General features: G+C 63.9%; 28 protein-coding genes. 13 read left to right on the top strand and 15 right to left on the bottom strand.

Annotated elements, in window-relative coordinates; translation table 11 throughout:
• Nucleotides 1-392: Tad domain-containing protein (locus Q0C64_RS07915; protein WP_294122448.1), on the bottom strand; the 392-nt coding region annotated here is incomplete at its 3' end.
• 216 nt (nt 393-608) lie between these two features.
• Here Q0C64_RS07915 and Q0C64_RS07910 point away from each other — a divergent pair.
• Nucleotides 609-1,835 (top strand): toxic anion resistance protein, encoded by a 1,227-nt coding sequence (locus Q0C64_RS07910; RefSeq protein WP_294122445.1) that lies wholly within the window; start codon nt 609-611, stop codon nt 1,833-1,835.
• Nucleotides 1,832-2,578, top strand: coding sequence for a hypothetical protein (locus Q0C64_RS07905; RefSeq protein ID WP_294122443.1), 747 nt, complete (start codon nt 1,832-1,834; stop codon nt 2,576-2,578). The genes Q0C64_RS07910 and Q0C64_RS07905 overlap by 4 nt, the downstream gene beginning before the upstream one ends.
• Before the next feature lie 13 nt (nt 2,579-2,591).
• On the opposite strand, the gene Q0C64_RS07900 is transcribed toward Q0C64_RS07905, so the two are convergent.
• The 7 genes from Q0C64_RS07900 to pgi form a co-directional block, all read right to left on the bottom strand.
• Nucleotides 2,592-4,361: a TIR domain-containing protein gene (locus tag Q0C64_RS07900; protein ID WP_294122441.1), complete on the bottom strand. Its 1,770-nt coding sequence runs from the start codon at nt 4,359-4,361 to the stop codon at nt 2,592-2,594.
• On the bottom strand, nt 4,354-6,120 hold the full coding sequence (locus tag Q0C64_RS07895) for a TIR domain-containing protein (protein WP_294122439.1): 1,767 nt from the start codon (nt 6,118-6,120) through the stop codon (nt 4,354-4,356). The genes Q0C64_RS07900 and Q0C64_RS07895 overlap by 8 nt, the downstream gene beginning before the upstream one ends.
• A gap of 63 nt (nt 6,121-6,183) precedes the next feature.
• Complete coding sequence (locus Q0C64_RS07890; protein WP_294122437.1) at nt 6,184-7,392, bottom strand: CaiB/BaiF CoA-transferase family protein; 1,209 nt, start codon at nt 7,390-7,392, stop codon at nt 6,184-6,186.
• Nucleotides 7,389-8,984 carry an NAD(P)/FAD-dependent oxidoreductase gene (locus tag Q0C64_RS07885; RefSeq protein WP_294122434.1) on the bottom strand — a complete coding sequence of 532 codons (1,596 nt, stop codon included), beginning with the start codon at nt 8,982-8,984 and terminating at the stop codon, nt 7,389-7,391. Before Q0C64_RS07885 ends, Q0C64_RS07890 begins: the two co-directional genes overlap by 4 nt.
• Nucleotides 8,984-10,324, bottom strand: a complete 1,341-nt coding sequence (gene gorA / locus Q0C64_RS07880; protein WP_294122432.1) for a glutathione-disulfide reductase — start codon at nt 10,322-10,324, stop codon at nt 8,984-8,986. The genes Q0C64_RS07885 and gorA overlap by 1 nt, the downstream gene beginning before the upstream one ends.
• Nucleotides 10,321-11,148, bottom strand: a complete 828-nt coding sequence (locus Q0C64_RS07875; protein ID WP_294122429.1) for a pepsin/retropepsin-like aspartic protease family protein — start codon at nt 11,146-11,148, stop codon at nt 10,321-10,323. Before Q0C64_RS07875 ends, gorA begins: the two co-directional genes overlap by 4 nt.
• Entirely contained in the window at nt 11,148-12,659 is a 1,512-nt protein-coding gene (pgi, locus tag Q0C64_RS07870) for a glucose-6-phosphate isomerase (RefSeq protein ID WP_294122426.1), read from the bottom strand. The genes Q0C64_RS07875 and pgi overlap by 1 nt, the downstream gene beginning before the upstream one ends.
• Nucleotides 12,660-12,739: 80 nt before the next feature.
• Between pgi and lepB the strand changes: the two genes are divergently transcribed.
• The 3 genes from lepB to era are packed head-to-tail and all read left to right on the top strand — an operon-like array spanning nt 12,740 to nt 15,134.
• Nucleotides 12,740-13,588, top strand: coding sequence for a signal peptidase I (lepB, locus tag Q0C64_RS07865; protein ID WP_294122424.1), 849 nt, complete (start codon nt 12,740-12,742; stop codon nt 13,586-13,588).
• Complete coding sequence (rnc, locus tag Q0C64_RS07860) at nt 13,585-14,247, top strand: ribonuclease III (protein ID WP_294122422.1); 663 nt, start codon at nt 13,585-13,587, stop codon at nt 14,245-14,247. The genes lepB and rnc overlap by 4 nt, the downstream gene beginning before the upstream one ends.
• On the top strand, nt 14,244-15,134 hold the full coding sequence (gene era, locus Q0C64_RS07855) for a GTPase Era (RefSeq protein WP_294122420.1): 891 nt from the start codon (nt 14,244-14,246) through the stop codon (nt 15,132-15,134). Before rnc ends, era begins: the two co-directional genes overlap by 4 nt.
• Here era and Q0C64_RS07850 read toward each other — a convergent pair.
• Nucleotides 15,131-15,838, bottom strand: coding sequence for an NAD-dependent deacylase (locus Q0C64_RS07850; protein WP_294122418.1), 708 nt, complete (start codon nt 15,836-15,838; stop codon nt 15,131-15,133). The two genes, era and Q0C64_RS07850, sit on opposite strands and share 4 nt — an antisense overlap.
• 82 nt (nt 15,839-15,920) lie before the next feature.
• On the opposite strand from Q0C64_RS07850, the gene Q0C64_RS07845 reads away from it, so the two are divergent.
• The 7 genes from Q0C64_RS07845 (at nt 15,921) to nth (ending at nt 21,506) form a co-directional block, all read left to right on the top strand.
• The gene (locus tag Q0C64_RS07845; RefSeq protein ID WP_294122416.1) at nt 15,921-16,316 is read left to right on the top strand and encodes a thioesterase family protein; all 396 of its coding nucleotides are present in this window, start codon (nt 15,921-15,923) and stop codon (nt 16,314-16,316) included.
• Nucleotides 16,317-16,402: 86 nt separating this feature from the next.
• A complete protein-coding gene (locus Q0C64_RS07840; RefSeq protein ID WP_294122414.1) occupies nt 16,403-16,912 on the top strand; it encodes a nuclear transport factor 2 family protein in 510 nt (169 codons plus the stop codon).
• Between the two features lie 31 nt (nt 16,913-16,943).
• On the top strand, nt 16,944-17,693 hold the full coding sequence (locus Q0C64_RS07835; RefSeq protein WP_294122413.1) for a DUF72 domain-containing protein: 750 nt from the start codon (nt 16,944-16,946) through the stop codon (nt 17,691-17,693).
• Nucleotides 17,694-17,714: 21 nt separating this feature from the next.
• The gene (gene dapB / locus Q0C64_RS07830; RefSeq protein ID WP_294122411.1) at nt 17,715-18,431 is read left to right on the top strand and encodes a 4-hydroxy-tetrahydrodipicolinate reductase; all 717 of its coding nucleotides are present in this window, start codon (nt 17,715-17,717) and stop codon (nt 18,429-18,431) included.
• A complete protein-coding gene (locus Q0C64_RS07825) occupies nt 18,428-19,756 on the top strand; it encodes an amino acid permease (protein ID WP_294122407.1) in 1,329 nt (442 codons plus the stop codon). Before dapB ends, Q0C64_RS07825 begins: the two co-directional genes overlap by 4 nt.
• The gene (locus tag Q0C64_RS07820; protein ID WP_294122404.1) at nt 19,756-20,838 is read left to right on the top strand and encodes a pyridoxal phosphate-dependent aminotransferase; all 1,083 of its coding nucleotides are present in this window, start codon (nt 19,756-19,758) and stop codon (nt 20,836-20,838) included. The genes Q0C64_RS07825 and Q0C64_RS07820 overlap by 1 nt, the downstream gene beginning before the upstream one ends.
• Nucleotides 20,835-21,506 (top strand): endonuclease III, encoded by a 672-nt coding sequence (gene nth, locus Q0C64_RS07815; RefSeq protein ID WP_294122401.1) that lies wholly within the window; start codon nt 20,835-20,837, stop codon nt 21,504-21,506. Before Q0C64_RS07820 ends, nth begins: the two co-directional genes overlap by 4 nt.
• On the opposite strand, the gene alr is transcribed toward nth, so the two are convergent.
• The 3 genes from alr to Q0C64_RS07800 form a co-directional block, all read right to left on the bottom strand.
• On the bottom strand, nt 21,475-22,506 hold the full coding sequence (alr, locus tag Q0C64_RS07810) for an alanine racemase (RefSeq protein ID WP_294122399.1): 1,032 nt from the start codon (nt 22,504-22,506) through the stop codon (nt 21,475-21,477). The genes nth and alr overlap by 32 nt on opposite strands.
• A gap of 45 nt (nt 22,507-22,551) precedes the next feature.
• Nucleotides 22,552-22,893: a tRNA-binding protein gene (locus tag Q0C64_RS07805; RefSeq protein ID WP_294122397.1), complete on the bottom strand. Its 342-nt coding sequence runs from the start codon at nt 22,891-22,893 to the stop codon at nt 22,552-22,554.
• Nucleotides 22,894-23,018: 125 nt separating this feature from the next.
• A complete protein-coding gene (locus Q0C64_RS07800; RefSeq protein ID WP_294122396.1) occupies nt 23,019-23,330 on the bottom strand; it encodes a UrcA family protein in 312 nt (103 codons plus the stop codon).
• 138 nt (nt 23,331-23,468) lie between these two features.
• Between Q0C64_RS07800 and Q0C64_RS07795 the strand changes: the two genes are divergently transcribed.
• Nucleotides 23,469-24,389 carry a LysR family transcriptional regulator gene (locus Q0C64_RS07795; RefSeq protein ID WP_294122394.1) on the top strand — a complete coding sequence of 307 codons (921 nt, stop codon included), beginning with the start codon at nt 23,469-23,471 and terminating at the stop codon, nt 24,387-24,389.
• Here Q0C64_RS07795 and Q0C64_RS07790 read toward each other — a convergent pair.
• The 3 genes from Q0C64_RS07790 to Q0C64_RS07780 all read right to left on the bottom strand — a co-directional run.
• Nucleotides 24,386-25,111 (bottom strand): amino acid racemase, encoded by a 726-nt coding sequence (locus Q0C64_RS07790; RefSeq protein WP_294122392.1) that lies wholly within the window; start codon nt 25,109-25,111, stop codon nt 24,386-24,388. The genes Q0C64_RS07795 and Q0C64_RS07790 overlap by 4 nt on opposite strands.
• Before the next feature lie 21 nt (nt 25,112-25,132).
• Nucleotides 25,133-25,354 (bottom strand): hypothetical protein, encoded by a 222-nt coding sequence (locus Q0C64_RS07785; RefSeq protein ID WP_294122391.1) that lies wholly within the window; start codon nt 25,352-25,354, stop codon nt 25,133-25,135.
• Between the two features lie 204 nt (nt 25,355-25,558).
• Nucleotides 25,559-26,196: SIS domain-containing protein (locus Q0C64_RS07780; RefSeq protein WP_294122388.1), on the bottom strand; the 638-nt coding region annotated here is incomplete at its 5' end.

The raw sequence follows: 26,196 nt of genomic DNA, 5'->3' as shown, positions 1-26,196 counted from the left end.
GGCGCAGCCGATAGAAACATCGAGCTGAATGACAGATTCTTTTGAACGGCCAACACTACGCGGACCTGGTTCTTGTTGTTGCCGGCGTTGGCCGGGAACGTCACCACCGGATAGCCCGGCTGCAGCGACATGACCGTATGCTGGTTCAGCGTCAGGTCGTGATCTACCGCGGTTACCGTGTTGCTTGTGGCGCCATCAGCCGCAAACCGATCGTAAACGCCGGCGATGGCCGCGGAATCGGCCGCGCGCTGCAGCTGACGCTTCCACAGGGCCCATTGGATGGTGTCGGTCGCGAGGCCCGCCGAGCCGACCAGCAACGGCAGCGCGGCGGCGGCAATCACCACCATGTTGCCCCGCTCGTTGTTCCACAGCTTGCTGAATGCCTTGAGCATCTTCTTTCCTCGCCGGATGAACGCGTTTGAGTTGCATCTAGCGCGGACACGGTAAGCGAAGCGTTCCGACGCGTGGTTCACGGTTCGCTAACCACGTCCAATCGCGGGACGCTTGAACCGCTGCGTCTTACACCTATAATACAGTGGATAGACTCTTGCGCGGGGACGGCGGGCGTTCCACCCTCCGCCGCAACAGGGAAGAGAAGGACGAATAGCATGGCCAGCGACCCCCAATCGGCAGCGGCTTCGACGACCGAGACCGCGACCAAGATCAAGCTGGAGCCGCCCGAGGCGCTGCAGGCGATCCCGGTCCACGAGGCGTCGGGCCTGGTCCCGCTGAAGAGCGAGGAGACCAGCGAGCTCGACCAGAAGGTCATGAAATTCGTCGAGGAGCTTGCCGCGCTCGACAGCAACAGCCCCGAATTCGGCAAGAAGGTCGATGCGCTGACGGCGATGGGTCGCAAGGAAATCGCCGAGGCGGCCGGAGCTTCGAACCGCTTCCTCGACCGGCCGGTCAAGGCGATCGACAGCGACACCGGCATCGGCGCCGACCTGGTCGAGCTTCGCCGCACCGTCGAGGAGCTGGACCCGAAGGAAAACAGCAAGTCGTTCACGACCCGCAAGTTTCTCGGCATCATTCCGTTCGGAAGGCGCATCAACAATTATTTCGACAAGTACCGCAGCTCGCAGTCGCACATCTCGGCGATCCTCGGCCGGCTCGCCAACGGCAAGGACGAGCTGTTGATGGACAATGCCGCGATCGACACCGAGCGCGCCGGCCTGTGGAAGACGATGCACAAGCTCGAGCAGATGGTTCACATCTCCAAGACGCTCGACAAGACGCTTGAAGACAAGGCCAACGAGCTCGACGCGACCGAGCCGGCCAAGGCCAAGGCCATCCGCGAAAGCGCGCTGTTCTACACGCGCCAGCGGACCACCGACCTGCTGACGCAAATGGCGGTGACGGTGCAGGGCTATCTGGCGCTCGACCTGGTCAAGAAGAACAATGTCGAGCTGGTGAAGGGCGTCGACCGCGCGTCGACGACGACCGTGTCGGCGCTGCGCACCGCGGTGACGGTGGCTCAGGCGATGACCAACCAGCGGCTGGTGCTGGAGCAGGTCAGCGCGCTCAACACGACCACCGCGTCGATGATTGACAGCACCGGCGAGCTTTTGAAGACCCAGAGCGGCGCGATCCACGAGCAGGCAGCGTCGTCGACCATTCCGCTGGAAACGCTGCAGCGCGCCTTCCAGAACATCTACGACACGATGGACCAGATCGACCAGTTCAAGCTGGCCGCACTGGCAAATATGAAGCAGACGGTCGACACGCTTGGCACCGAGGTCGAGAAGTCGAAAGGCTATATCGCCCGCGCCGAGGGCGTCGCCCAGGCCAAGCTGGAGAACGCTACCTCGCCGTTCACCCCAATTGAGCAAAAATGACGTCCGAAAAGACCGAGATTGCCATTGCCCGGGCCGACCGTGTCATGCGGTCGCTCGACGAACGCGGCGGGGCCGCGCGCGACGCCGCGAGGCGTGAACGCCAGCGGCTGAACGCGGGTCTCGGCAAGACGCTGGGCCGCATCGGCGTCGCCGTGCTGCTGATCAGCATCGCGACGATCATTATCGGCCTTGTCGAGCCGATCGGCATGTTCGGCTTTCTGGCGGCGGTCGGCCTGGCGATTGGCGTCGGCGCCCTGCTGATCTTTTCGGGCGGCCGGGAGATTGCCGCGCCCAACGTCACACCCGATCTGCCCAATGGGCAGATGGTCGCGCGGTTCGACAGCTATTTGTTTCGCGCGCGCAAGGCCCTGCCGGCGCCGGCCCAGGCTGAACTGGACTTGCTGTCGGCCCAGCTCCCTGCCCTGCGCCAAACGCTGGAGCGTATCCCCGATCTCGATCCCAATGCCCAGGATGCGCGGCGGCTGATGTCGGTTCATTTGCCCAATTTGATCGATCGTTATGTCCATGTTCCCGCCGCCTATCGCGGTGAACGCGACGGCGAAGACGTCAGTGTCGATCAGCGGCTGGTCGAGGCGTTGGCGGCCGGCCGCCAGGCGCTGACCGAAATTAGCGAGAAGCTGGCCCGTGCCGACATGGCCGCGTTCGAAACACAGGGCCGCTTCATCCAGTCGCGCTACAAGAATGATGTGCTGACGTCCGAACCTACACCGGACGAGCGCTAGGCAGGGCGGTGGACTAGCTGACTTCAGTCATTCCGATCCGCTGCTTCGCCGCTACAAGCATTTCCTTGAACCTCGGGTCGTCGCGGAGTGTGTCGAGATCGGGATCGGCCTCGGCATGGGCGATCTGCGTGGCGCCGGTCGCGGTCTCCAAATAGGGCCTCAAAGCTTCAATCGCCTCGCCGGCGTCGCCAAGCTTGCGCGCAAGAGTACAGGCAACATTGTACCGCATGCTGAGGTTTTCCGGGTCGAGCAGCAGCGCCCGGCGGATCCAGTCGCGCGCCCGGTCTTCGTCACCCGCCATGGCCAGGCAATAGGCGCCGCCTCCCAATGCCGTGCCGTTAGTTGGGTCCTGGGCGATTGCACGTTCGGCTCTTTCCACCGCGGTGCGCGCTGACTTGCACAGCTTTGCCTCGTCGCCGGTAGCGGAATAACATGGCACCAGCATCATCGAGCTGTTCCAGTCATTGTCCATCAACGAAGTCGCCTTCTCGAAGAAGGCGATCGCCTCACCGATGTGGCCGTGCCGATAGAGCATCCGTGCTGCTTCGCGGTTCACTTCCCAGGAGTCGGGGTCAAGCTTGAGCGCTGTGCGGATTTGCTTCTCGGCTTCGTCAGCGTTGCCCCCTTCCTCCAAATAGCGCGCCTTGGCGCAATGGGCCTCTGCCAACCCGGGATTGATCTCGAGCGCGCGCTCGGCGGCCGGCACCGCGTCTTCGTCGCGACCATGCCAGAATCGCAGTTCGAGTTGAGCCAGCGCCATCAGTGCCCAGGCCTGCGCATAATCAGGATCGAGCTGCGTCGCCTGCCTGCAAAGCCGGACAATGGCCTCCTCGCGCGACGATTTGCCCAGGGCGCCCCCAATCCATTGCTGCCGCGCCATCAGGTAGAGATTATAGGCTTCGACGTTTGAAGTGCCGCGGCTCTCGATTGCCTTCCTCTCGGCCGGAAGCAATTTCACTTTCAGCGCGTCAACAATCGCTTTCGATATCTCGTCCTGGATCTCGAAAATGTCGGTGAGGTCCCGGTCGAAACGATCGGCCCAGAGATGCTTGCCGGTCGAGCCGTCGATCAGCTGGGCGTTGATCCGGATACGGTTGCCCGCCTTGCGCACGCTGCCTTCCAGTACATGGCTGACGCTGAGCTGCTTCGCGACATCCTTCACGTCCGGATTCTGGCCCTTGAAGCTGAACGCGGTGTTGCGGGCGACCACTTCAAGTGCGGAAATCTTGGACAAGTCCGTTGTGATATCCTCGCTGATGCCGTCGCTGAAATATTCCTGCTCGGGCTCGCCGCTCATGTTGACGAAGGGGAGCACGCAGACGGATGCGCGCACCAACGGCGCCCGGACAGCTGCCGGCGCCGCGGCGGTGGCTTCCCCGTCAGTTCCTCCGACCAACGCGGCAACGCTGGACTCCAGCTTCTGCCAACCGGGTGAATCCGTGGCGCCGTCCCAATCCTTAAGGTCGGCGCACTGAATCTGGTTGAACGGCATTGGCGGCAGGGTCCCATCGACGCTTGCCTGCACGAGGGTCCCCGTCCCGCGCGCCGTATCCGCTTCGGCGCGAACCCATTGCGATTTTGCGGCTTCCGCCGACCATAAAACGACGACGGCTTTCGCGCTTTTCAAGCGCTCCTCGATCACTTCGGCATAGCTGCGGTGGGCGGGCAGCTCGTCGTCACGCCAGACGCTATAGCCGGCCCCGCGAAGCACCTCGGCGGCGCGGTTCGCCAGCCCCTCGCTCGAGCGGGCATAGGAAATAAAGACGTGAGCCGCCTCACGCATCGGCTTCGACCGCGTTGATTCCGAGACGCTGCTTCGCTGCTACGAGCATTTGCTTGAATCGCGGATCTTCTCGCAAGATATCCAGGTCGGGATCGACCTCGGCATGCCGGATATGGCTTACACCCAATGTCGTCGAGAAATAGGGCTCAAGCACTGCAATTGCCCGATCAGAATCACCAAGATCGGTGGCGAGCGCGCAAGCCAGATTGTAGCGCATGATATTGTTGTCAGGGTCGAGCAGAAGCGCGCGATCGATCCACTCCCTGGCTCTTTCGTCCTCGCCGAGAGCTGCCAATGCGCTGGCACCACCGGCAAGCACGGTCGAATTGGACGGATCCTTGGCCATCGCCTTTTCCGACCGATCGACGGACATTTGTGCAGCCTGCCGAAGCTTCTCGGGCTCGCCGGTCTCACGATAGCAGGTGATCAGCATGAACGCATTGTGCCAATCCCAGTCCATCAAGGACACGGCTTTTTCGAAATACGGTATGGAGTCGCGGATTCGACCCTGGCGGAAAAGCAACCGCGCTGCCTCGCGGTTCACCTCCCACGATTCAGGATCAAGCCGGACCGCCGTGTCGATTTCACCAACGGCTTCGTCGGTGCGTCCTTGTTCCTCCAGGAGATGTGCCTTGACGCAGTGAGCTTCCGCAAGGTTCGGATTGATCGACAGGGCCTTCTCGGCGGCCGGTGCAGGATCGACGTCCGTCCCGTGCCAGAAACGCAACTGTGATTGGGCAAGGGCCATCAGTGCCCAGGCCGCCGCATAATCCTGATCAAAAGTCAGCGCGTGCTTGCACATCCTGACGATCGCTTCCTGGCGGCGGACGTCACCGAGGCTACCTTCGGTCCATTGTTGGCGCGCCATCAGATAGAGATTGTAGGCCTCGACGCTCTGCGTACCGCGCGTCTCGATCGCTTTCTTCTCTTCGGGCAGCAGCCTGAGCTTGAGCGCGCCGACAATCGCTTTCGAAATCTCGTCCTGGATCTGGAAAATGTCGGTCAGATCGCGGTCGTAACGGTCGGCCCAAAGATGGTCTCCGGCCTTGCCGTCGATGAGCTGGGCGGTGATCCGGACGCGATTGCCGGCCTTGCGCACGCTTCCTTCGAGCACGTGATCGACGCCAAGAGTGTTAGCGACCTGTTTCACGTCGACCGCCTCACCCTTGAACTGGAACGCCGTATTGCGCGCGACGACAGACAGGGCAGAAACCTTTGACAGGTCCGTGATGATGTCCTCCGAAATTCCGTCGCTGAAATATTCCTGCTCGGGATCTCCGCTCATGTTGACGAATGGAAGGACGCAGATCGCGGCGCGATGCTGCCGGCTGGCGGCGGATTGCTGGGCGCCTACCGGTGCCGCCTCGGTTTCCTTGCCCTTTTGTGCAATGGCACGGATCAGGGCATCAAGGGCGGGGGGATCTTCCCTGCCATCCCAATCGCCAAAATCGATCGACTGAAATTGACGAAAGCCGAGTGGCGGCTTGTCGGTGCCAACCAGGATGGGAACTAGCCGGCCATTATCCCGGCCTTCGGCGGCTTCGTCCTGGACCCAGGGGGATTCGACCGCCGATTTCGTCCACATAACGACAACGGCGTCGGCGCCCTTGAGCTCGCGATCGATTTCGGCGGTGAAGCGGGAGCCGCCCTCAATCTGGCGGTCCCACCAGACTTGGTGCCCGGCGCGTTCCATGCACACGGCAAGACGCTTGGCCGCGGCAACATCCTCACGCGAATAACTCAGAAAGACCTTGGCCAAGCAGTCCTCCACAAGGGAGAGCAGGGGTATGTGACAAAGGCTTCAATATAACAAGATTTTAACTCAGCCGACGATTCCAGCCGTTTTCAGCCGATCCAGATCGGCCGCATCGAGCCATTGGCGGAGCAGGTGGCCATGCTCACCGAGTGCGGGCGGCGACAACGGGGCGTCTGTCCGCTCACCATCGATGCGGATCGGGCTGCCAACCATCGGCACTTCGCCCAGCGCGCCTCCGCCAGCTTGGATTCGAACGCCGCGATGCACGGCCTGCGGGTCTGCCAGCGCCTGGCTGATCGTATTGATCGGACCGGCCGGAATTCCCGCCGCTTCGAGCTGCGCCAGCCACTCCGCTGCCGGCTGTGTGGCGATGATGTCGGCAATCATCGGGACGAGCGTCTCGCGAGCGCTAACTCGCGCCGGGTTGGTGGAATAGGCCGGATCGTCGGCCCATTCGGGATGCCCGACGATCGCCGCGAACCTGGCGAACTGCCGGTCGTTGCCGACCGCAATGATAATCGGCTGATCCGATGCCGCGAACGGCTGGTAAGGCACGATATTCGGGTGGCCCGCACCTTGCCGGCCAGGATCTTTCCCGCTGACCAGCGCATTCGAAGCTTGATTGGCCAAAACCGCCAGCTGCGTGTCGAGCAGCGCCATGTCGATGGTCGCGCCCTCACCGGTCTGCTGTCGCCGATAGAGCGCCGCCAGGATGGCGCTGACGGTGTACATGCCGGTGAACAGGTCGGCGACCGCGACGCCGACGCGCATTGGCCCGCCACCCGGTTCGCCGTCGGGCAGGCCGGTCAGGCTCATCAGCCCGCCCATGCCCTGGATGATATAATCGTAACCGGCCCGGGGAGCGTAGGGACCGTTTTGGCCAAAGCCGGTGATCGAGGCGTAGATCAGCCGGGGATAGGCGGCGCGAAGGCTTACCGCATCGAGACCGAACTTCCTGAGGCCGCCGACCTTGAAATTCTCGACTACGACATCGGCGTCGGCCGCCATTTTGCGTACCAGCGCTGCGCCTTCTTCGGTTGCAAAGTCGATCGCCACCGACTTCTTGCCGCGATTGGCGGCGAGGAAATAGGCGGCGACCTTCTCCTCGCCATGCTCGTGCCAGGGCGGTCCCCAGTGGCGCGTATCGTCGCCCGCGCCGGGCTTTTCGACCTTGATCACGTCCGCGCCGAGGTCGGCCAGCAGCTGGGTAGCCCATGGCCCGGCCAGCACGCGGCTGAGGTCGAGGACCCTGACCCCCTCCAGCGGCTTGATCATGCCGCGCGGCGCTTCTTGAAGATCTTGCGGCGGTCGGAAAGGATCGCCTGCGCCGCATTATGGCCGGGGGCGCCGGTAACGCCGCCGCCCGGGTGAGCTCCGGAACCGCACAGGTAAAGTCCCGCCAGCGGCATGCGATAATTGGCCGCGCCGATCATCGGCCGGGCGCTGAACAGCTGGTCCAGCCCCATCTTGCCGTGGAAAATATCGCCGCCGATCAGCCCGAACCGCCGTTCGAGATCGAGCGGCGAATGGATCTGCCGGGCAATGACCGACTGGGCGAAGCCCGGGGCATGACCGTCGACGGTGGCGATAATCGCGTCGGCTGCCTGCTCGCGCTCGTCGTCCCACGACCGTCCGTCGGGCAATTTGTAGCGGAAATGCTGGCAAAACAGCGAAGCGACATGCTTGCCTTTGGGCGCCAGGCTGGGATCGAGCGTCGAGGGGATCAGCATCTCGATCACCGGTTGCTTCGACCAGCCGTTGAGTGCTGCGTCGGCGAAAGCGCGATGCATATAATCCATGCTCGGCGCCATGATGATGCCGGCGGTGAGATGGTCGCCGCGGCCCGGCTTGACGGTGAAATTCGGCAGCTTGTCGAGGGCGACATTCATCCGGAAGGTCGCGCTTTCGCAGCCCCAGTGGTGGAAATGCTCCTCAACCGGACGGCTGACAGCGCCTTTCGGCACCAGCCGGTCGAACAGCAGCTTGGGATTGACCCCGGCGACGATGGTCGGCGCCCGCCAGCTCTTGCCGCCCGACACCAGGCCGGCGGCGCGGCCCTTTTCGACGATAATCTCGCTGACCGGCGAACTGAGAACGATGTCGACACCCGCTTCGCGGCAGGCACTGGCCATCGCCTGGGTGATCGATCCCATCCCGCCGATCGCATGGCCCCAGGCGCCGGGAACGCCGGCGGCCTCCCCGAACAGATGGTGCAACAAGACGTAGGCCGTGCCCGGCGTATAGGGCGACGCGAAATTGCCAACGATCCCGTCGAACGCGAACAGTGCCTTGGTCAGATCGTTCTGGAAAAAGCGGTCGAGGATGTCGCCCTCGCTCTTGGTCGCGAATTCATGGACGATGCGGATTTCGTCGGTCTTGAGGCCGACTAGGTCGCGTCCCAGGCTGGCCAATGTCGGCAGGCCACGCACACCCCGGCCCGGCCCCGGCGGCGCCTTCAGCAGCCATTTGCGGATCAGAGGAACGACCGTGTCCAGTTCCTCATGGTAACGGTCATAGGCAGGGCCGTCGGCCGCATTGTGCCTTGCGATTTCGGCCCGGGTCAGTCCGTCGCGCCCGGTCAGCAGATATTTGCCGTCGTAACCGGGCAGGAAATTGTCCCGCTTGCGCAGAACGACCTTCAACCCGTGGCGCTCCAGCTCCATGTCCTTGATGACCTTGGGGTTGAGCAGCGACACGGTGTAACTCGCCGCGCTATTGCGGAACCCCGGGTGGAACTCGTCGGTCACCGCCGCCCCGCCGACCTTGTCGGACGCTTCGAGGATCGCGACCTTGAGGCCCTTCTTGGCCAGGTAATGGGCGCAAGTCAGGCCGTTGTGGCCGGCTCCAATGATCAAAATGTCGTGCATCAGCGCATCAATACCAATTCTTCTGACATGGTGGGATGGAGGGCGACCGTCGCGTCGAAGTCGGCCTTCTTGAGGCCCGCCTTAACCGCGATTGCCGCCGCCTGGAGGATTTCGGGCGCATCGGGCCCGATCATATGGATGCCGACCACCCGGTCAGTCGCGCCGTCAACCACCAGCTTGTAGAGCGAGCGCTCGTTGCGGCCGGCCAGCACATTCTTCATCGGCCGGAAATCACTGGTGTAGGTCCTGACCTGGCCGAGCCGGTTGCGCGCCTCGCCCTCGGTCATGCCGACGCTAGCGATCGGCGGGTGCGAGAAGACCGCGTGCGGCACGCAATCATGGTCGACCTGCCACGGTTCGCCGCCGAACTGGCTATCGGCGAAGGCATGGCCCTCGCGGATCGCGATCGGGGTCAGCTGGATGCGGTCAGTGACGTCGCCGACCGCGAAGATCGACGGCACGCTGCTGCGGCTGTCGGCATCGACCTTGATCTCGCCCCGTTCGCCCAGCGCGACGCCGACTTCTTCCAGCCCAATCCCCTGCGTATTGGGGACGCGGCCGATGGCGAACAGCACCGCATCCGCTTCGAGGTCGTCGCAGCCCTCCATGTCGATCGACAGCCGGCCGTCGTCACGTTTCTCGATCCTGTTGAAGCTGGAATTAAAGCGGAACTCGATCCCCTTGGTCATCGAAATCTGCAGCAGCCTGTCGCGCATCTGCTCGTCATAGCCGCGCAGGATCACGTCTGAACGGTTGACCAGCACCACATGGCTGCCGAACTGGTGGAAGATGCCGGCGAATTCGTTGGCGATATAGCCACCGCCCGCGATCACGATCCGCTTCGGCAGCGTCGGCAGGTGGAACACCTCGTTCGAGCTGATCGCATGCTCGACGCCCTCGATCTGGGGCATCTGCGGCCGCGCTCCAGTCGAAATCAGGATCTTGGCCGCCGAAACCGTCCGGCCCGACGCCAGCTTAACCTCGTTCGGCCCGGTTACCGTCGCCCGCTCGTGGAAAATCTCGACCTGATGGTTGGTCAAAGTCTGGGTGTAGAGCCCTTCCAGCCGCCCGACCTCGCGCAGCACATTGTCGCGCAGCACCGGCCAGTTGAAATCGCACTTGGGCACGTCCCAGCCGAACATCGCCGCGTCGTTCAAATCCTCGGCGAAGTGCGCGCCATAGACCAGCAGCTTCTTCGGCACGCAGCCGCGGATGACGCAGGTCCCGCCGACCTTATGCTCCTCGGCCACGGCGACCTTCGCGCCATGCGCCGCGGCGATCCGCGAGGCGCGCACCCCGCCCGATCCGGCGCCGATCACGAACAGGTCATAGTCGCTCAATGGCCAGCTCCCTTGACCGGCTCGAACCATGCCGCCCGGCCCTTGTAATCAGCGGTCACGATGAAATGCTTGAGGATCGACGTGCCGATATTGAGCGGTGCCCGGCTCGATGTTTCGTCGACGCCGGCACGGACATTGCGAAAGGTGCGGCCGGCCAAGGTCAGCTTGGGCAGGACGACCACGTCGCGCTCGACCTCGCCGCCAAATCCGCCGCCCCTCATCTTGCCGACCGGCTTCAGGCCCATTTTGGCGACCAGCTCCTTGCTGATCATGACGCCAGTGCCGTTACCGAAGTCGACCACCGCCTGCGCGCTTTCCTTGCCTAGCAGAACGGGCACGGTTTCGATGCCGCCATGCCCGGTCAGCGGCAGGCGCTTGCCCCTGAACACATCGTTCCGGCTAAGGGCGCGGACGTCGGAATGGGCGAGGTCGATCCGGATCGGCGCGGCGTCGAACACTTCTCGGCCAACGATCGCGCGGGTCGGGCGCTTGATCAGGCGAATGGAAAGTTCCGAAAGGTCCAGCACCGCGATCTCGGCGGCGGGGATCACTTGTCCAAGCGCCTCGATCCGGACGCCGGAGACCACCGAAACCTCCTGCTCGCCACCGGAACCCTTGAGCTGGACCTTTTCGCCAGCCGCCAGCTTCGCCTCGACCGCCAGTTTGATGTCGACCAAGCTCGTCTCCGCTCCGCTGTCGAGTAGCGCCTCGGTGGCAACGTCGTTGATCTTGGCCTGGATGAACAGGCGGCCGTTATCGACGATCAGCGGCTCGGCGCTGGCGGAAGTTGCCAGCATCAAAGACGCGAACAGCAGCGCCCGCATCATAGCCCTGCCCTTTCGATCAGATTGCGCGTGGAGGCGTCCAGCTTGGCCCGTCCCTCCGGATCGTCGAGCGAACGCGCCATGTCCTTGCCCAGCTCGACGCCAAACTGGTCGAACGGATTGATCCCCAGCAGCACGGCATTGGCGAAGGTGCGATGCTCGTAAAAGGCGATCAGCGCGCCCAGCGTCCGGGCGTCGAGTTGCGCCAGCAGGACGGTCATCGAGGGCCGGTCGCCGGGATAGGAGCGCGCCGGATCCTCATGCTTGCGCCCGGCCATCAGCGCAGCGCCCTGCGCGAAGCAATTGCCGAGCAGCAGCTGGTGGTGCCGGGGCTCGACGCTGTCCTCATGCTCGATCACCGCGACGAATTCGACCGGGATGGCGGTCGTCCCCTGGTGAAGCAGCTGGAACACCGCATGCTGCGCGTCGGTCCCGACCCCGCCCCAGGTGACCGGCGCCGACGGCTGGCCGAGCAGCTTGCCCTCGGCGGTCACCGACTTGCCGTTCGACTCCATCTCAAGCTGCTGGAGATAGTCGGGCAACAGCCGTAGCCGCTCGTCATAGGCGAACAATGCCCGGCTCTGCGTGCCGCGCGACTGCGTATAGAACAGGTCGGCGAAGGCGGCGAGCAGCGCCATGTTGGCCGTCCCGTCGGTCAGCTTGACGTGGCGGTCCATCTCCGCCGCGCCTTCGAGCAATTCCTCGAACGCACCCCAGCCCAGCGCCAGCGCGATCGACAGGCCGACCGACGACCATAAAGAGTAGCGCCCGCCGACGCCCTCGCTGAACGGCAGGACGCGGGTCTCGTCGATGCCATATTCGATGGCCTTGTCGGGCGATGCGGTGACCGCGATCACCTGGCCGAACGGATCGGCCACGCCGGCTTCGCGCAGCCACTCCAGCGCCGCCTCGAGGTTGGTTAGCGTCTCGGTGGTGGTGAAAGTCTTGCTGACCGCCACCACCAAGGTTGACGCCGGGTCGAGGCCCCAGGTCGCCTCGTCGAACGCCTCGCCATCGATATTGCTGAGCACACGGACCTCGAACCGGTCGGCATCGCGGCCCAGCGCGTCGATTACCAGGTCCGGGCCGAGCGCCGACCCGCCGATGCCGATGTGCAGGATCGAATCGATCTCGCCAAACGCCCCGCCCTCGATCGCGTCGACCAGGCTGCGCATCCGCTGATGCCGCTCGGCGGCCAGATAATTGTCGTTGGTATTGCCCTGGCCACGCTCGGCGACATGGGTCGCCGGCCGGTTTTCGGTCAGATTGACGATATCACCGGCAAACAGACAGTCGCGCGCCCCATAATAATCGACCGCATAGGCCAGCACGGCGAAGGCCCCCAGCACCTCCTCGTCGAGGTGGGTCTTCGACCAGTCGAAATGGATCGACGCGACGTCCTTGCTGAAATTGGCAACGCGCTCCGTTTCGGCCTTGAACAGGTCAGCCAGCTTCGGCGGGCGGGCAGCCTTGATGGTTTTCCACGCAGCCTTGCAGTCCAGAATCGCCATGGCCTGCTCTCATAGAGACGGCGCGGACATTTTCCATCCCCGCTTGACCTTGGCGGCTCAGCCTTCAAAAGCGGCTCGATATGGCTTTTTCCCTGTTCCGCCGCCGTCACTACAGTGATCGGCCGTCCGAAAAGACAAAAGAAACACCCGGCAGCCTGTTGAAATTTGTGGTGATCATTGCTTTCGCCGCCTGGGCGCTGCGCAGCCTCGTCATGCAGACATTCAACATTCCGTCGGGTTCGATGCTGCCAACGATGATGATCGGCGATTATCTGTTCGTGTCGAAATGGCCCTATGGCTATTCCAGCGCCAGCTTCCCGCTCGGATTTCCGCCGTTCAAGGGACGCGTGCTCGGTGCCTATCCGGAACGCGGCGACATCGTCGTATTCGAAGGTCCCCAAGGAGATGATGTGGTCAAGCGCGTAGTCGGGCTCCCTGGCGATGCAGTTGCCGTTGCTGGCGGCCAGCTGATCTTGAACGGAAGGCCGGTCCCCCGGGTTCGGGTCGACGACTTTCTGCTGCCGATTTCCGCCAACAGCCCTTGCAAGGTGGTTTCACCTGCCGTCGCCATGACGCGACCGACCGAGGGCGGCGTCCAGGGCTGCGTCTATCCCGCCTATCGCGAAACGCTGCCCAGCGGGCGCAGCTATGTCGTGCTCGACCAGACCGACCAGAGCGTCGCCGACAATTTCGGCCCGATCACCGTGCCGCAAGGCGGCATCTTCGTGATGGGTGACAACCGCGATGACAGCCTAGACAGCCGCTATTCGGTGTTGGCCGGCGGAATGGGCATCGTTCCTGTCGACCGCGTCGTTGGACGCGCCGAACGCGCCTACTGGTCGACCGACGGCAGCGCATCTTGGATCAACCCGATCAGCTGGTTCAGCGCGCTCCGGACCGACCGTCTCGGCTACGATTACCACCCATGATCAAGCTGCCTTCCTTCATCGGCGAAGTGGCCGGCGGCGAGCTCAAGGACCCGCAGATGTTCGAGCGGGCATTGACCCACGGCAGCCACGGCCGTGAAACCTATGAACGGCTGGAGTTCCTGGGCGACCGGGTGTTGGGCCTGGTTGTCGCAGAATGGCTGTACGAGCGCTTCCCCAACGAGCCCGAAGGCAAGATGAGCCGGCGCTACAATGCCCTGGTGGCGCGCGAGACCTGCGGCGAGGTCGGCCGCGCGCTGGATCTGCCGCCTTTCATCCGCCTCGGCAAACAGGCGCGCGAAGACCATGCCAACCTCAGCGACAATGTCGTCGGCGACGTGGTCGAGGCGATCATCGGCGCTTTCTATCTCGATGGCGGGCTGGAGCGGGCCGCGGCCTTCATCCGGGCCCATTGGGCGCCGTTCCTTGACGGCCAGCGCAAGGCGCCGGAACACCCCAAGTCGGCGTTGCAGGAGCGGGCCGCGCTGAAGAAGCTCGGCGTACCCTCCTATGAGCTGGTGTCGCGCTTCGGCCCCCACCACGCGCCGCGTTTCCGGGTCAAGGTCAGCCTCGGCAAGCATGGCGAGGCCGAGGCCGAGGGCGACAGCAAGCAGGAGGCCGAAACGGCTGCCGCTGCGGCGTTGCTGGAGAATCTCAGATGACCCGCTGCGGACTGGTCGCGGTGCTCGGCGCCCCCAACGCCGGCAAGTCGACCCTGGTCAATGCGCTGGTCGGCCAAAAGGTCGCGATCGTCAGCCCCAAGGCGCAGACGACGCGTGCCCGGCTGATGGGCATCGCGATCGAGGGCGAGGCGCAGATATTGCTGGTCGATACGCCGGGCATTTTCTCGCCCAATCGCCGGCTCGACCGGGCGATGGTCAAGGCCGCCTGGGAAGGCGCGGAGGATGCTGACCGGGTGGTGCTGGTGATCGACGCCGCGGCCAGGGTCGGTGCGCGGGTCGAAGACATGCTTCACGGCGTCGAGGAACGCACCGAGCCCAAGATTCTAGTGCTCAACAAGGTCGACATCGCCCGGAAGGACGACCTGCTCGTCCTCGCCGCGCGGCTGTCCGAGCGGTTGAAGCCGGAAGCGGTGTTCATGGTTTCCGCCACAACCGGCGATGGGGCGCCCGCGCTGAAATCGCATCTCGCGGGGGCGATGGCCGAAGGGCCGTGGCATTTCCCCGAAGACCAGCTGACCGACGTCACCGACCGCATGGTCGCGGCCGAGCTGACTAGAGAGCAGCTCTATCACCAGCTGCACGCCGAGCTGCCCTATGCCAGCGCGGTGGCGACCGAGAAATGGGAAGACCGCAAGGACGGTTCGACTGCCATCCACCAGCAGATATTGGTCGAGCGCGACAGCCAGAAGGCCATCGTGGTCGGCAAAGGCGGAGCGCGGTTGAAAGCGATCGGGCAGGCGGCGCGGGCGGAGATCGCCGAGCATCTCGGCCGCAAGGTCCACCTGTTCCTGCACGTCAAGGTCAACCCGCGCTGGGGCGAGGACCGTGGGCTATATGAGGATATCGGGCTAGATTGGGCGGATTAGCCCAGCAATTCCTCCGCCCACTTCGGAACTTCGATACCCGCAGGTCCATAGCGCCGCTCATCGAAGAAGATACTGCCCTGACTAGGCTCCAAATTGATCTCCATTGTGCGCGCGCCGCAATAGCGCGCAGTCTGGACGAAGCCGGCAGCCGGATAGACCGCGCCTGATGTACCGATCGACACGAACAGGTCGCAGCGCTGCAGCGCCTCGTCGATCCGCTCCATTTCGTAGGGCATCTCGCCGAACCAGACGATGTCGGGCCGAACCTGCCCGAACAAGCCGCAGCGCGGACATTGGTTGCTGGTCCCGTCCGCCATCGCGCCGGTCCAAGCGAACCGCGCGCCGCATGCCAGGCACCAGCCGCTGGCCAGCTCGCCATGCATGTGCAGCAAGCGCCTGGCCCCGGCGCGTTCGTGCAGATCATCGACATTCTGGGTGACGATCAGCAGCTCGCCGGGCCATTCGGCGTCCAGCCGGGCCAGCGCCTCGTGCGCCGCATTGGGATCTACCTCGCCGAGCCGGGCGCGCCGCGCATCGTAGAATTGCTGGACCAGCGCGGGGTCCCGGTCGAACGCTTCAGGCGTCGCGACATCCTCGACCCGATGGCCCTCCCACAGGCCGTCCGGGCCGCGAAAGGTGGCCAGGCCGCTTTCGGCGCTGATCCCCGCCCCGGTCAGGATGACGATGTTGTTCACCGCGCCCATCGCTGCACCCTATCGCATTTAAGCATGGAGTCAGCCGGTAACGATATTGACACTTTTGTCAGTGACACGCACTATGAGGTTCATGGTGAGCAGCGCCTATCATCACCCGATCGGCATCGCGCCCGACGACATCGACCATATGGGTCATGTCAACAACAGCGTCTATCTGAAGTGGGTGCAGGAAGCGGTGGTCCGCTATTGGGAGAAGGTCGCCCCGCCCGACGCGGTCGCGCGGCACCTGTGGATCGCGCTCAGCCACGAGATCAAATACCGCCGCCCGACCTTCCTCGACGATTTGGTCGTGGCCGACGTCATCGCCGAGCGGGTCGAGGGCGCCAAGGCCTTCTTCACCACTGTGATCAAGCGCGGCGAGGAAGTGCTGGCCGAGGTCAAGAGCAGCTGGTGCTGCCTCGATTCCGCATCGCGCCGGCCGGTTCGGCTCGCCCGCGACATCGCGGCGCGCTTCCTCGCTGATTAACCCACGTTAAATTTCTGTTAGGAGCGACTCGCCGCGCTGTGGTTGGTGCGCGGCCGCACCGTCTGCTGCACCGGGAAGGACGAGCCATGAGGACAGCATCGATCGCATTGGTCTTGGTTGCGTTGAGCGTCACTGCCTGCAAGCCGGCGGACAAGGCAGCGAAGGTCGATGCCGCGGCTGCGGAGCAGGCGATCCGCGCCAAGGAAACTGCCTGGATGGACGCCTACAACAAACATGACGCCGACGGACTCGCTAGCCAGTATGAGGCTGACGCCGCGCTGGCCAGCAATGGCGCATCCCTGATGACCGATAGCGTCGGCCGCAGCATCTTCCTCGATGCGATGGCCAAGGATCCAAATCTCAAGGTCGATTTCGCCAGCGACCGGATCATCGTCGCCGCGTCGGGCGAACTGGCCTCGAGCCGCGGCCATTACACGCTGACCTACACCGACCAGGCGACCAAGCAGCCCAAGACCGAGAAGGGCAGCTACCTGACCGTCTATCGCAAGGGAGCGGACGGCAAATGGCTGGCGGTCGAGGACTTCACCACGCCGGGTCCGGCGGTCGTGCCGGCAGCAGCGGCAACAACGCCCTAGACAAAGCGCCCGCCTGCTTGTTGATGCGGGCATGGCCAAATCCAACATCCGGGTCGGCATCGGCGGCTGGACCTACGAACCCTGGCGCGGGACCTTCTATCCCGACAGCCTCGTCCAGAAGCGCGAGCTCGAATATGCCGCGAGCCAGCTGACCGCGATCGAGATCAACGCGACTTTCTATGGGCGTCAAAGTCAAAAGAGCTGGGAGAATTGGGCGGCAACGGTCCCCAACGGCTTCCAGTTCGCGGTGAAGGGCTCGCGCTTCATCGTTATGAAGTCGAAGCTGGCCGAGGCGGGCGACGGCATCAGCAATTTCGCGGCTCAGGGGCTTGCCGCGCTCGGCGACAAGCTCGGCCCGATCCTGTGGATGTTCATGGCGCGGAAGAAGTTCGACCGTGAAGATTTCGCGGCGTTCCTGAAGCTCCTGCCGCAACAGCAGGATGACATCCCGCTGCGCCACGCGGTTGAGCCGCGTCACGTAAGCTTCCGCGACGAGGCGTTCATGGACCTGTGCCGGGATCATAATGTGGCAATCGTCTACGGCGACGATGACGAGTTTCCGTTGATCGACGCCGACACCGCGGACTTCCGCTACGCGCGGCTGCAGCGCATGAGCGAGGATGTGCCGACCGGCTATGACGGCCCGTCGCTCGATCGGTTCGCCGGCATGATCGAAGCCTGGGGCAAGGATAGCTATGTGTTCATGATCAACGGCTCCAAGGTCCGCGCCCCGGCCGCCGCGCTGGCGTTGCAACAGCGGCTGGGCATTGCACCCGCCTGACGCTTCGGCCATCACCCGGCGATGCGCACTGACCAGCAGCCCGTCCGCATAGCCCTGTTTGCGCCCGACGGCCGCATGGGAAAAGCAATCCAGTCGGCGATCGCCGCTGACGCAGGATTCGAGCTGGCCGACAACCATGGCGATGTGCTGATCGACTTCTCCTCCCCGGACGCGCTTGGCGCCAGCCTCGACCGGGCCGTGTCCGCCGGAATCCCGATCCTTGTCGGGACTACCGGGCTTACCGATGAGCATCAGCGAGCCATCGACGAGGCGGCCATGAGTGTCGCGGTTCTGCGCGCCCCCAACACGTCGATCGGAATCAACCTGCTGCGCAGCCTGGTCGAGCAGGCGGTGTCCCGGCTTGGACCCGAATGGGACATCGAGATCCTCGAGATGCATCATCGCGCCAAGGTAGATGCGCCATCGGGGACGGCGCTGCTGCTCGGCCAGGCCGCCGCGCAGGCACGCGGCAAGGAGCTCACAGATCTTGCCCGCTTTGACCGGTTCGGCGAGCCGCATCCGCGCGAAGACGGCTCGATCGGGTTCGCATCCTTGAGAGGCGGCTCGGTTGCGGGCGACCATGTAGTCATCCTGGCGGGCGATGGCGAACGGATCGAACTTGGCCATCGTGCCGACAGCCGCATGATCTTCGCCCGCGGTGCCCTCGCCGCCGCACGCTTCCTCAAGGGCAAGCCGGCCGGCCTCTACACCATGCGCGACGTTATCGACGCCGCATGAGCGGCGAGCCTGCCAGCCACGGCCTCGCCCGACGCCTCGGCCCATTCGACGCGACCATGCTGGTCATGGGCGGGATCATCGGCTCGGGCATCTTCGTCAATCCTGCCGAAGTTGCGCGCTACGTCGATGCTCCTTGGCTGATTGTCGGGGTCTGGGTTCTCGGTGGGCTTATCGCGATGGCGGGCGCGCTGGTCTATGCCGAGCTCGCCGACCGGCGGCCCTATGTCGGCGGCCAATATGCCTATTTGCGCGATGCTTTTGGGGCGACTCCGGCCTTTCTTTACGGCTGGTCGCTGCTGCTGGTGATCCAGTCGGGCGGGATGGCCGCCGTGGCCATCACCTTCGCGCGCTATTTCGGTGAGCTAACCGCGCTGGCCTTCCCCGACAGCGTTGTAGCGGTCGCGGTTCTGCTGCTGCTGATGGCGATCAATTGCCTTGGCGTCCGCGCCGGCGGCACCGTCCAGAGCGGCCTGATGGTGTTGAAAATCGCCGCCATCGCGCTGTTGGTGTTGGCCGGCCTTTGGTTCGCCCCGGCCAATCCCGATTATGTATCTCCACCGCTAAGCCATTCCTCAGTTGGCATGATCGCCGCGATCGGTGCCGCCATGACCCCGGTCATGTTCGCTTATGGCGGATGGCAGACGGCCAGCTTCGTTGCGGCGGAAATGCGCGACCCGCGCCGCGACCTGGTGCGGGCACTGCTCTGGGGCGTCGCCGGCGTGGTCATCCTCTACACGGCGGTCGCGTTCGTCTGCGTCTATGCGCTGGGCCCATCCGGGCTCGCCAATTCCCCGGCGCCTGCGGCCGACGTGATGCGACTGGCACTGGGCGGCAAGGGCGCGACCTTGATTGCGCTTGGCGTCGCCATTTCGGCGCTCGGCTTCCTGAGCCAAGGCATGCTGACCGCGCCACGAGTCTATTTTGCGATGGCCGAGGACGGGCTGTTCTTCCGCAAGATCGCCGAGGTCAGCGAGACCACGAGAGTGCCGGTCATGGCGATCATGCTCCAGAGTGCGGCAGCAATCGCCATCGCCCTGTCCGGAACCTACGGACAAATTCTTAGCTATGTCACGGCGGTCGATTTCATCTTTTTCGGATTGACCGGCGCAGCGCTATTCGTGTTTCGAAGCCGCGACCCGACGGGCTCCGCATTTCGCGCTCCGGGGCACCCATTCACCACCGGATTTTTCGTCCTCGCCTGCGCCGTGGTGGTCAGCGCCACCACATTCAGCAATCCGCGCAACAGCCTGATCGGCTTTGCAATTTTGGCCGCCGGCATTCCCGCATGCCTTTACTGGCAGCGCAAGAACAAGGCTCCGGCTTGATGTTGGGCCGCGGCGCCGTGCAATCCGACTATATGCATTGGGCCAAGTATCAGCGCCCGGTGCGTTACAGCCTGTCGTCGAGCGACGTGACACACTTCCGCCTCGATCGCCTTCCGCTGACCATCGCCGATCTCGACCTCGATGGAGCGAGCCATTTTCGCTACGCGCCGCTGCGCCATGCGATTGCCGAGCGATATGGGGTCAAGCCGGAGATGGTCGTCACCGCCAATGGCACGTCGATGGCCAATTTCCTGGCAATGGCGACGCTGATCTCCCCAGGCGACGAGGTATTTTTCGAGCGGCCGGCCTATGAGCCAATGCTGGCCTCCGCCCGCTTTCTCGGGGCGGAAGTTCGTTGGGTCGAGCGCCACGCAAATGCCGGTTATCGGCTGAATATCGATCAGCTCGAAGCCGAAGCATCCAACCACACCAAGTTGATCGCGCTGACTAACCCCCACAATCCGAGCGGCGCGCTGACCGGCGAAGATGATCTCCTTGCAATCGGCGCAATCGCCGAGCGCTGTGGCGCGCATGTGCTGGTCGATGAAGTCTATCTGGACAGCGCCGTGCCGCCGCGCCCGACCTCGGCGCTGCTTGGGCCGCAATTTGTCGTCACCAACAGCCTGACCAAAGTCTATGGGCTGAGCGGGCTTCGCTGCGGCTGGATCCTGGCCGAGCCTGGGCTCGCCGAACGGATATGGCGACTGAACGACCTGTTCGGAGTCAACCAACCGCACCAGTCGGAGACGCTGTCCTGCTTCGCGTTCGAGCACCTCGACGAAATTTCTGCCGGGACATTCGAGCGGCTCGCGCGCAATCGAACCCTGTTCAACGAATTTGTTGGGACGCGCGGCGACCTGTTATGCATGGCCGCAGAGCATGGCGTTACCGCCTTCCCCTGCTGGGCGAGAGGCGACACCGAGCCGCTCGATGCACTGCTTCGCTCGAAATATGACACGTCGATCGTGCCCGGCCGCTGGTTCGACATGCCGGACCATTTCCGCGTCAGCATGGGCGGAGAAACGGACATGGTGAAAGAAGCGCTCTCCCGGCTTGGTGCCGCCCTGGATGATCTCAAATGAAGCAAGCCGAAGTCTTCGAATTCTACCGCCGCCTGGCCGAATCGAATCCGGCACCGGAGACCGAGCTTGAATATGTGAACCCCTACACGCTGCTGGTCGCGGTGGCGCTGTCGGCGCAAGCAACCGACGTCGGGGTCAACAAGGCCACCCGAAAGCTGTTCGCGGAGGTGAAAACGCCCGAGGCGATGCTCGAGCTTGGCGAAGATGGCCTCAGGCAACACATCAAGACGATCGGATTGTTCAACATGAAGGCCAAGAACGTCATCGCGGCGGCGCGCATCCTGGTCGATGAATTTGGGGGTGAGGTCCCGCAAGAGCGCAGCAAGCTGGAGAGGTTGCCGGGAGTCGGGCGCAAGACCGCCAATGTCGTGCTCAACGTCGCTTTCGGCCAGCCGACCATCGCGGTCGACACGCACATCTTCCGTGTGTCGAACCGAACCGGCCTGGCGCCGGGCAAGGACCCGCTGGCGGTCGAGCTGAAGCTGGAGAAGGTGACGCCCGAGCCGTTCGTCACGCATGCCCATCACTGGCTGATCCTGCACGGCCGCTACATCTGCAAGGCGCGGACGCCTGAATGCTGGCGCTGCCCGGTTGCGGACCTGTGCGCCTACAAGCCGAAGACGCCGGCGCCGAAGGTTAAGACCAGCGCCGCTCCAGGCGCTCGCTGAGCCCGGTCAGCAGCTCATATTGGGACAGGCCTGACGCCTCCGCCGCGCGGGGCAGGTCATAATCAAGCGTCACCCAATCGCCTTCGCGGAGTTCCGGCACGGCGCCGGCATCCAGCGCAATCAGGTCCATCGAGACGCGCCCGATCAGCGGCAGAGTCTTGCCGCCGATGCTGGCCGATCCCTTGCCGGCGAAGCAGCGCAAATAACCGTCGGCATAACCGATGTTGACGATCGCGGCCTCGGTGTCCGCCGCCGCGGTCCAGGTCGCGCCATAGCCGCAAGTCTCGCCGGCCCTGATCGTCCGCCGCTGCACAACCTCGGCCTCGGGAAAAGCGACCTGGGCGATGTGGCCGGCCGCCTCCGGCCGCGGAACGCCGCCGTATAAAGCCAGACCCGGGCGTACCAGGCCGAAGCTATATTCGCTTCCGAGGCAGATACCGGCGCTGTTGGCCAGTGCGTAACGCCTGGCGGTCATAGTCGCCGCCACCGCCGCGAACCGGTCGCGCTGAACCGCGTTCATCGCGTTATCCTCGTCGGCGCAGGCGAGGTGGCTGTGCAGTGTATGAATGTCGAGACCGTCGAGATGGGCGAGTTCGTCGGTACGTAGGCCGAGCCGGTTCATGCCGGTGTCGACCATCACGTCGCACAGTCGGCCGGGGGCTTCCTGCTTCCAGCGCGCGACCTGTTCGGCCGTATTGAGCACGGGCCGCGCGGCACTGGCCAAGGCCGCCGTCAGGTCGTCCGGACCAACGCCATGCAGCACGACCAGCTCGGCGCTTGTCGGTAGCGGCCCAAGCGCCTCGGCCTCGGCCCAGGTCGAGACGAAAAAATCCCGGCAGCCTGCTTCGGCGAGCAGGCGCGTGGCTTCACGAGCACCCAGGCCATAACCATCGGCCTTGACGGCTGCACCCGCAGGCACGCCGGCGGTCCGCTGGAGCCAACGCCAGTTATTCTGGAGGGCCCGGGAATCGAGCCGGAGGCGAAGCGCGTGGTTGGTCACGCGCCCTGCCCTAGCCACAGGCTTGGGCGGCGTCGAGACAGTGCGTCAGAACATCCGCGAACCATTAGGAACAGCGCGCTCCGGCTCGATCAGGACGATATCGCCGTTGCTGTCGGGAAAGCCCAGCGTCAGCACTTCGGACATGAACGGACCGATCTGGCGCGGCGGGAAGTTCACGACGGCTGCGACCTGCCGCCCGACCAGCTCTTCGGCCTGATAGTGGACCGTAATTTGCGCCGACGAGCGCTTGATGCCGATCTCCTCACCGAAATCGATTTTCAGCTTGTAGGCAGGCTTGCGCGCTTCGGGGAATTCGACGGCCTCGATCACCGTGCCAACCCGAATGTCGACCTTGAGGAAATGGTCGAAGCCGATCTGCTGAGTCATTGGTCGTCTTTGCCGTCGTGCGAATATTAACGTCAACCAGCGTGGCCACATCGCTCACACAAAAAAACATCCGCCTGACACATGGTCAGGCGGATGTCTTCGCGGGGGCAAAAGAGGTTGGTCGATTAGCGGGCAGCAACCTTGATCGGGCTGCCGGAAGCAGCGGCGATCCGCTGGTTACGCTCGGCCGACAGGCCGGCCAGCGTCTCGACGCGGCAGTGGCGAACGTCATTCGTGCCGGCAATGTCGACGTCCGAAGCGGTGCCGCACACTTCCTTGGCAGCCTGGGCAAGGCGCTGGTCGAGGGCGCGCTGGCCGCTGGCGGTCGACAGGTCGAGATCGGCAGTCTGGACGATGCTGACGGCGGTGACGGGTTGCTCGGCCAAGGCCGGCGTTGCGGTGAAGGCCAACAGGGTGGCGAGAAAAATCTTGGTCATGTCACATCCCCTTTTTGGTGGGACCGGGTCTACCGGCGTGACCATCCATCTATGCCCGTAAATCAGTTTCCAAAAGCAACGATGTCGTGATATTATTCTGCAAAATCGCAGAATGCCTTGACGGACAGGGACGCTAGGATGGCGGCGATGCTGGACTGGAACGACCTCCGCTATTTCCTTGCCGTCGCCGATGGCGGCAGCACGCTGGCGGCTGGAAGGGCGCTGCGGGTCAGCCAAACGACTGTCGCCCGCCGGATCGCCGCTCTGGAGGAGGCGCTCGGTTTGCCATTGTTCGAAAGGCGCCAGGCCGGCTACGCGCTGACGCCGGCCGGCGAGGAGCTGGTCGAGCGCGCCCGGCAAGTCGAGATTTCCGCGACTGGCTTTGCCGAGGCCGCGGCCGCCCAGGTTCGTGACACCAGCGGCACGGTGCGCATTACCACCCAGGAAATCTTTGTGACCCTGCTCGCGCCGATGATGCGCGAGCTGCATGAAAAGCATCCTGAAATCCTGATCGAGCTCGATGACAGCCAATATTTCCGCGACCTTGGCGAGGGAGAAGCCGATATCGCGCTGCGCAGTGCCTACGGCGATATCGGGTCCGGCGTGGTCGGACGTCGTCTGTGCCCAGACGATTGGACGCTCTATTGCAGCCGCGACTATGCCGCAGCGAACGGCGTCCCGCAGACCAGGGCGCAGCTCAAGAAGCACGCCTTTATCGGCGGGGGCGGACCCAAGCTATGGCACGCATACTCCGCCTGGCTGCACGAACTCGGGCTCGATGACCGGGTGATCATGCACCATGCCTCGGCGATGGGAATGATGTCGGCGATCCGCTCAGGGCTTGGCATTGCCGTGTTGCCCTGCGTCGTCGCCGACGCCGATCCCGACCTGATTCGCTGCGTGCCGCCCCGCGATGGCCACGGCCGCGTGATGTGGCTGGTAACCCATGAGCGGCTGCGCCACACGCCGCGGGTCCGCACCGTGATCGACTTTCTATACGAGAAGCTGTCCCGCCATATCAAAATGCTGGAAGCGCAGCGCGAGGCTGCGGCTGCCTAGCCGATTGGGCCGCCGCGCCATTCCGGCATGGGTCGTTCACCTAGCGCTACTTCGACCGCCGCTGCAGCGAGCAGCCGCGTCGAATCGAGGATCGGCAGGGGCGATACTTCCTGGGTGATCAGCAGCGGAATTTCGGTGCAGACTAAAGCCACCGCGTCGCAGCCGTCACTCTTCAGCTTGTCGATGATCCGCACATAGGCGTCGCGTGCGCTGTCGGTGAATATTCCCAGGCAAAGCTCTTCGAAGATGATGTCGTCGACGATCTTGCGGTCGGCCTCGTCCGGGACCGCCCAGCCGATTCCGCGGCGGCCCAGCGCACCCGGATAGACCGGCCCGTTCATTGTATATTTGGTGCCGAGAATGCCGACCTTGGTGCGGCCGGCCATTGCGGCCTGCTCGGCCACCACCTCACCGATATGGAGGCCGGGAAGCGGGAACGGTTCGCCCGGCGATTCCAGCGCGATGTGGGCGGTGTTGTCCGGACAAACGAAAAATTCGCAGCCGGCCGCGGCTAGCTTCTTCGCATCCTCCATGAAGAAGGCGCGCAGCTTCGCATTGTCGCCGCGTTCCCACGCCTCCAGCACCAGGGCCATCGGGCTGCAGGTCATGGTGACTTCGGGGTGCATGTGCGGCCCCAGGTGCTTCACGCCCTCCAGGCAAGCGGTGCGGAAGCAAAGCGTCGCGCCTTCGAAGCTATGTGCGAGGATTCCGATGTGTTTCATATTTGACTGCTCGCCGGATCGCTAAACTGCTGTTTTGCGCAACGAAGCGCCGGAGGTTCGCCAGTCGACGATTGCTGCAATGACAGCGCCTAGTCTAGTCCATGTGACTGTGGACCCCAAAGGTGAAGCTGCAATATCGGCCAGCAGAATGATAATCGCGATCAGAAGCGCGAAGCCATGGGCACGCTCATCCCCTTTGGAAATCTTTTCCCCAGCTGCATTTGCCAGGAGAAATCCAACCATAGATGCGCCCCATCCGAGGACGGCTGCTCCAACTGGGGCGGCGGGATCGATGTCCCACCAGTTGCTTAGGAGGAAAGGCAAAAGAACAAAACTCGCTGCCCAAATTAGGAGCTCAGCAATAGTCGCAACGCCAGTTCTCAACGCAATTCCCCCAATTAACTGAAATTAAGTGGCCTCAACGCGGTTAGGGCACTGATTAGGCGATTACTCAACCGTCACACTCTTCGCCAAATTGCGCGGCTGGTCGACGTCGGTGCCCTTGGCGACCGCAACATGGTAGGCGAGCAACTGCACCGGCACGGCATAGACCAAAGGCGCGATCAGCGGATGGACCTCGGGCATTTCGATCGTTGCCACGCAGCCGTCACCGGCCTCCGCCAGCCCCTTGGCGTCGCTGATCAGGATGATCTTTCCGCCACGGGCGCGGACCTCCTGCATGTTGCTGACGGTCTTCTCAAACAGCGGTCCCGACGGCGCGATGACGATCACCGGGACGAGGTCATCGATCAGCGCGATCGGGCCATGCTTCATCTCCCCGGCAGCATAGCCTTCGGCGTGAATGTAGCTGATTTCCTTGAGCTTTAGCGCGCCCTCCAGCGCCATCGGATAGTCGGGGCCGCGGCCGAGATAGAGAACGTCGCGGGCCGGGGCGACGAGGTGCGCGTGCTCGGCGATATCTTCGTCGTGGCCGAGCGCCAGGTTCATGGCCTCTGGCGCTTCCTGGAGGTGGGCGACTATGTCGCGCTCCTCCGCCTCGCTCATTCGTCCTTTGGCGCGGGCGAGGTTGGCGGCGAGCGCGGCGAGCACTGCCAGCTGGCAGGTGAATGCCTTGGTCGAGGCGA

It is taken from the genome of Sphingomonas sp. (assembly GCF_023266535.1).
Classification (GTDB): Bacteria; Pseudomonadota; Alphaproteobacteria; order Sphingomonadales; family Sphingomonadaceae; genus Sphingomicrobium.
This window is presented reverse-complemented; position numbering and strand designations above follow the sequence as displayed.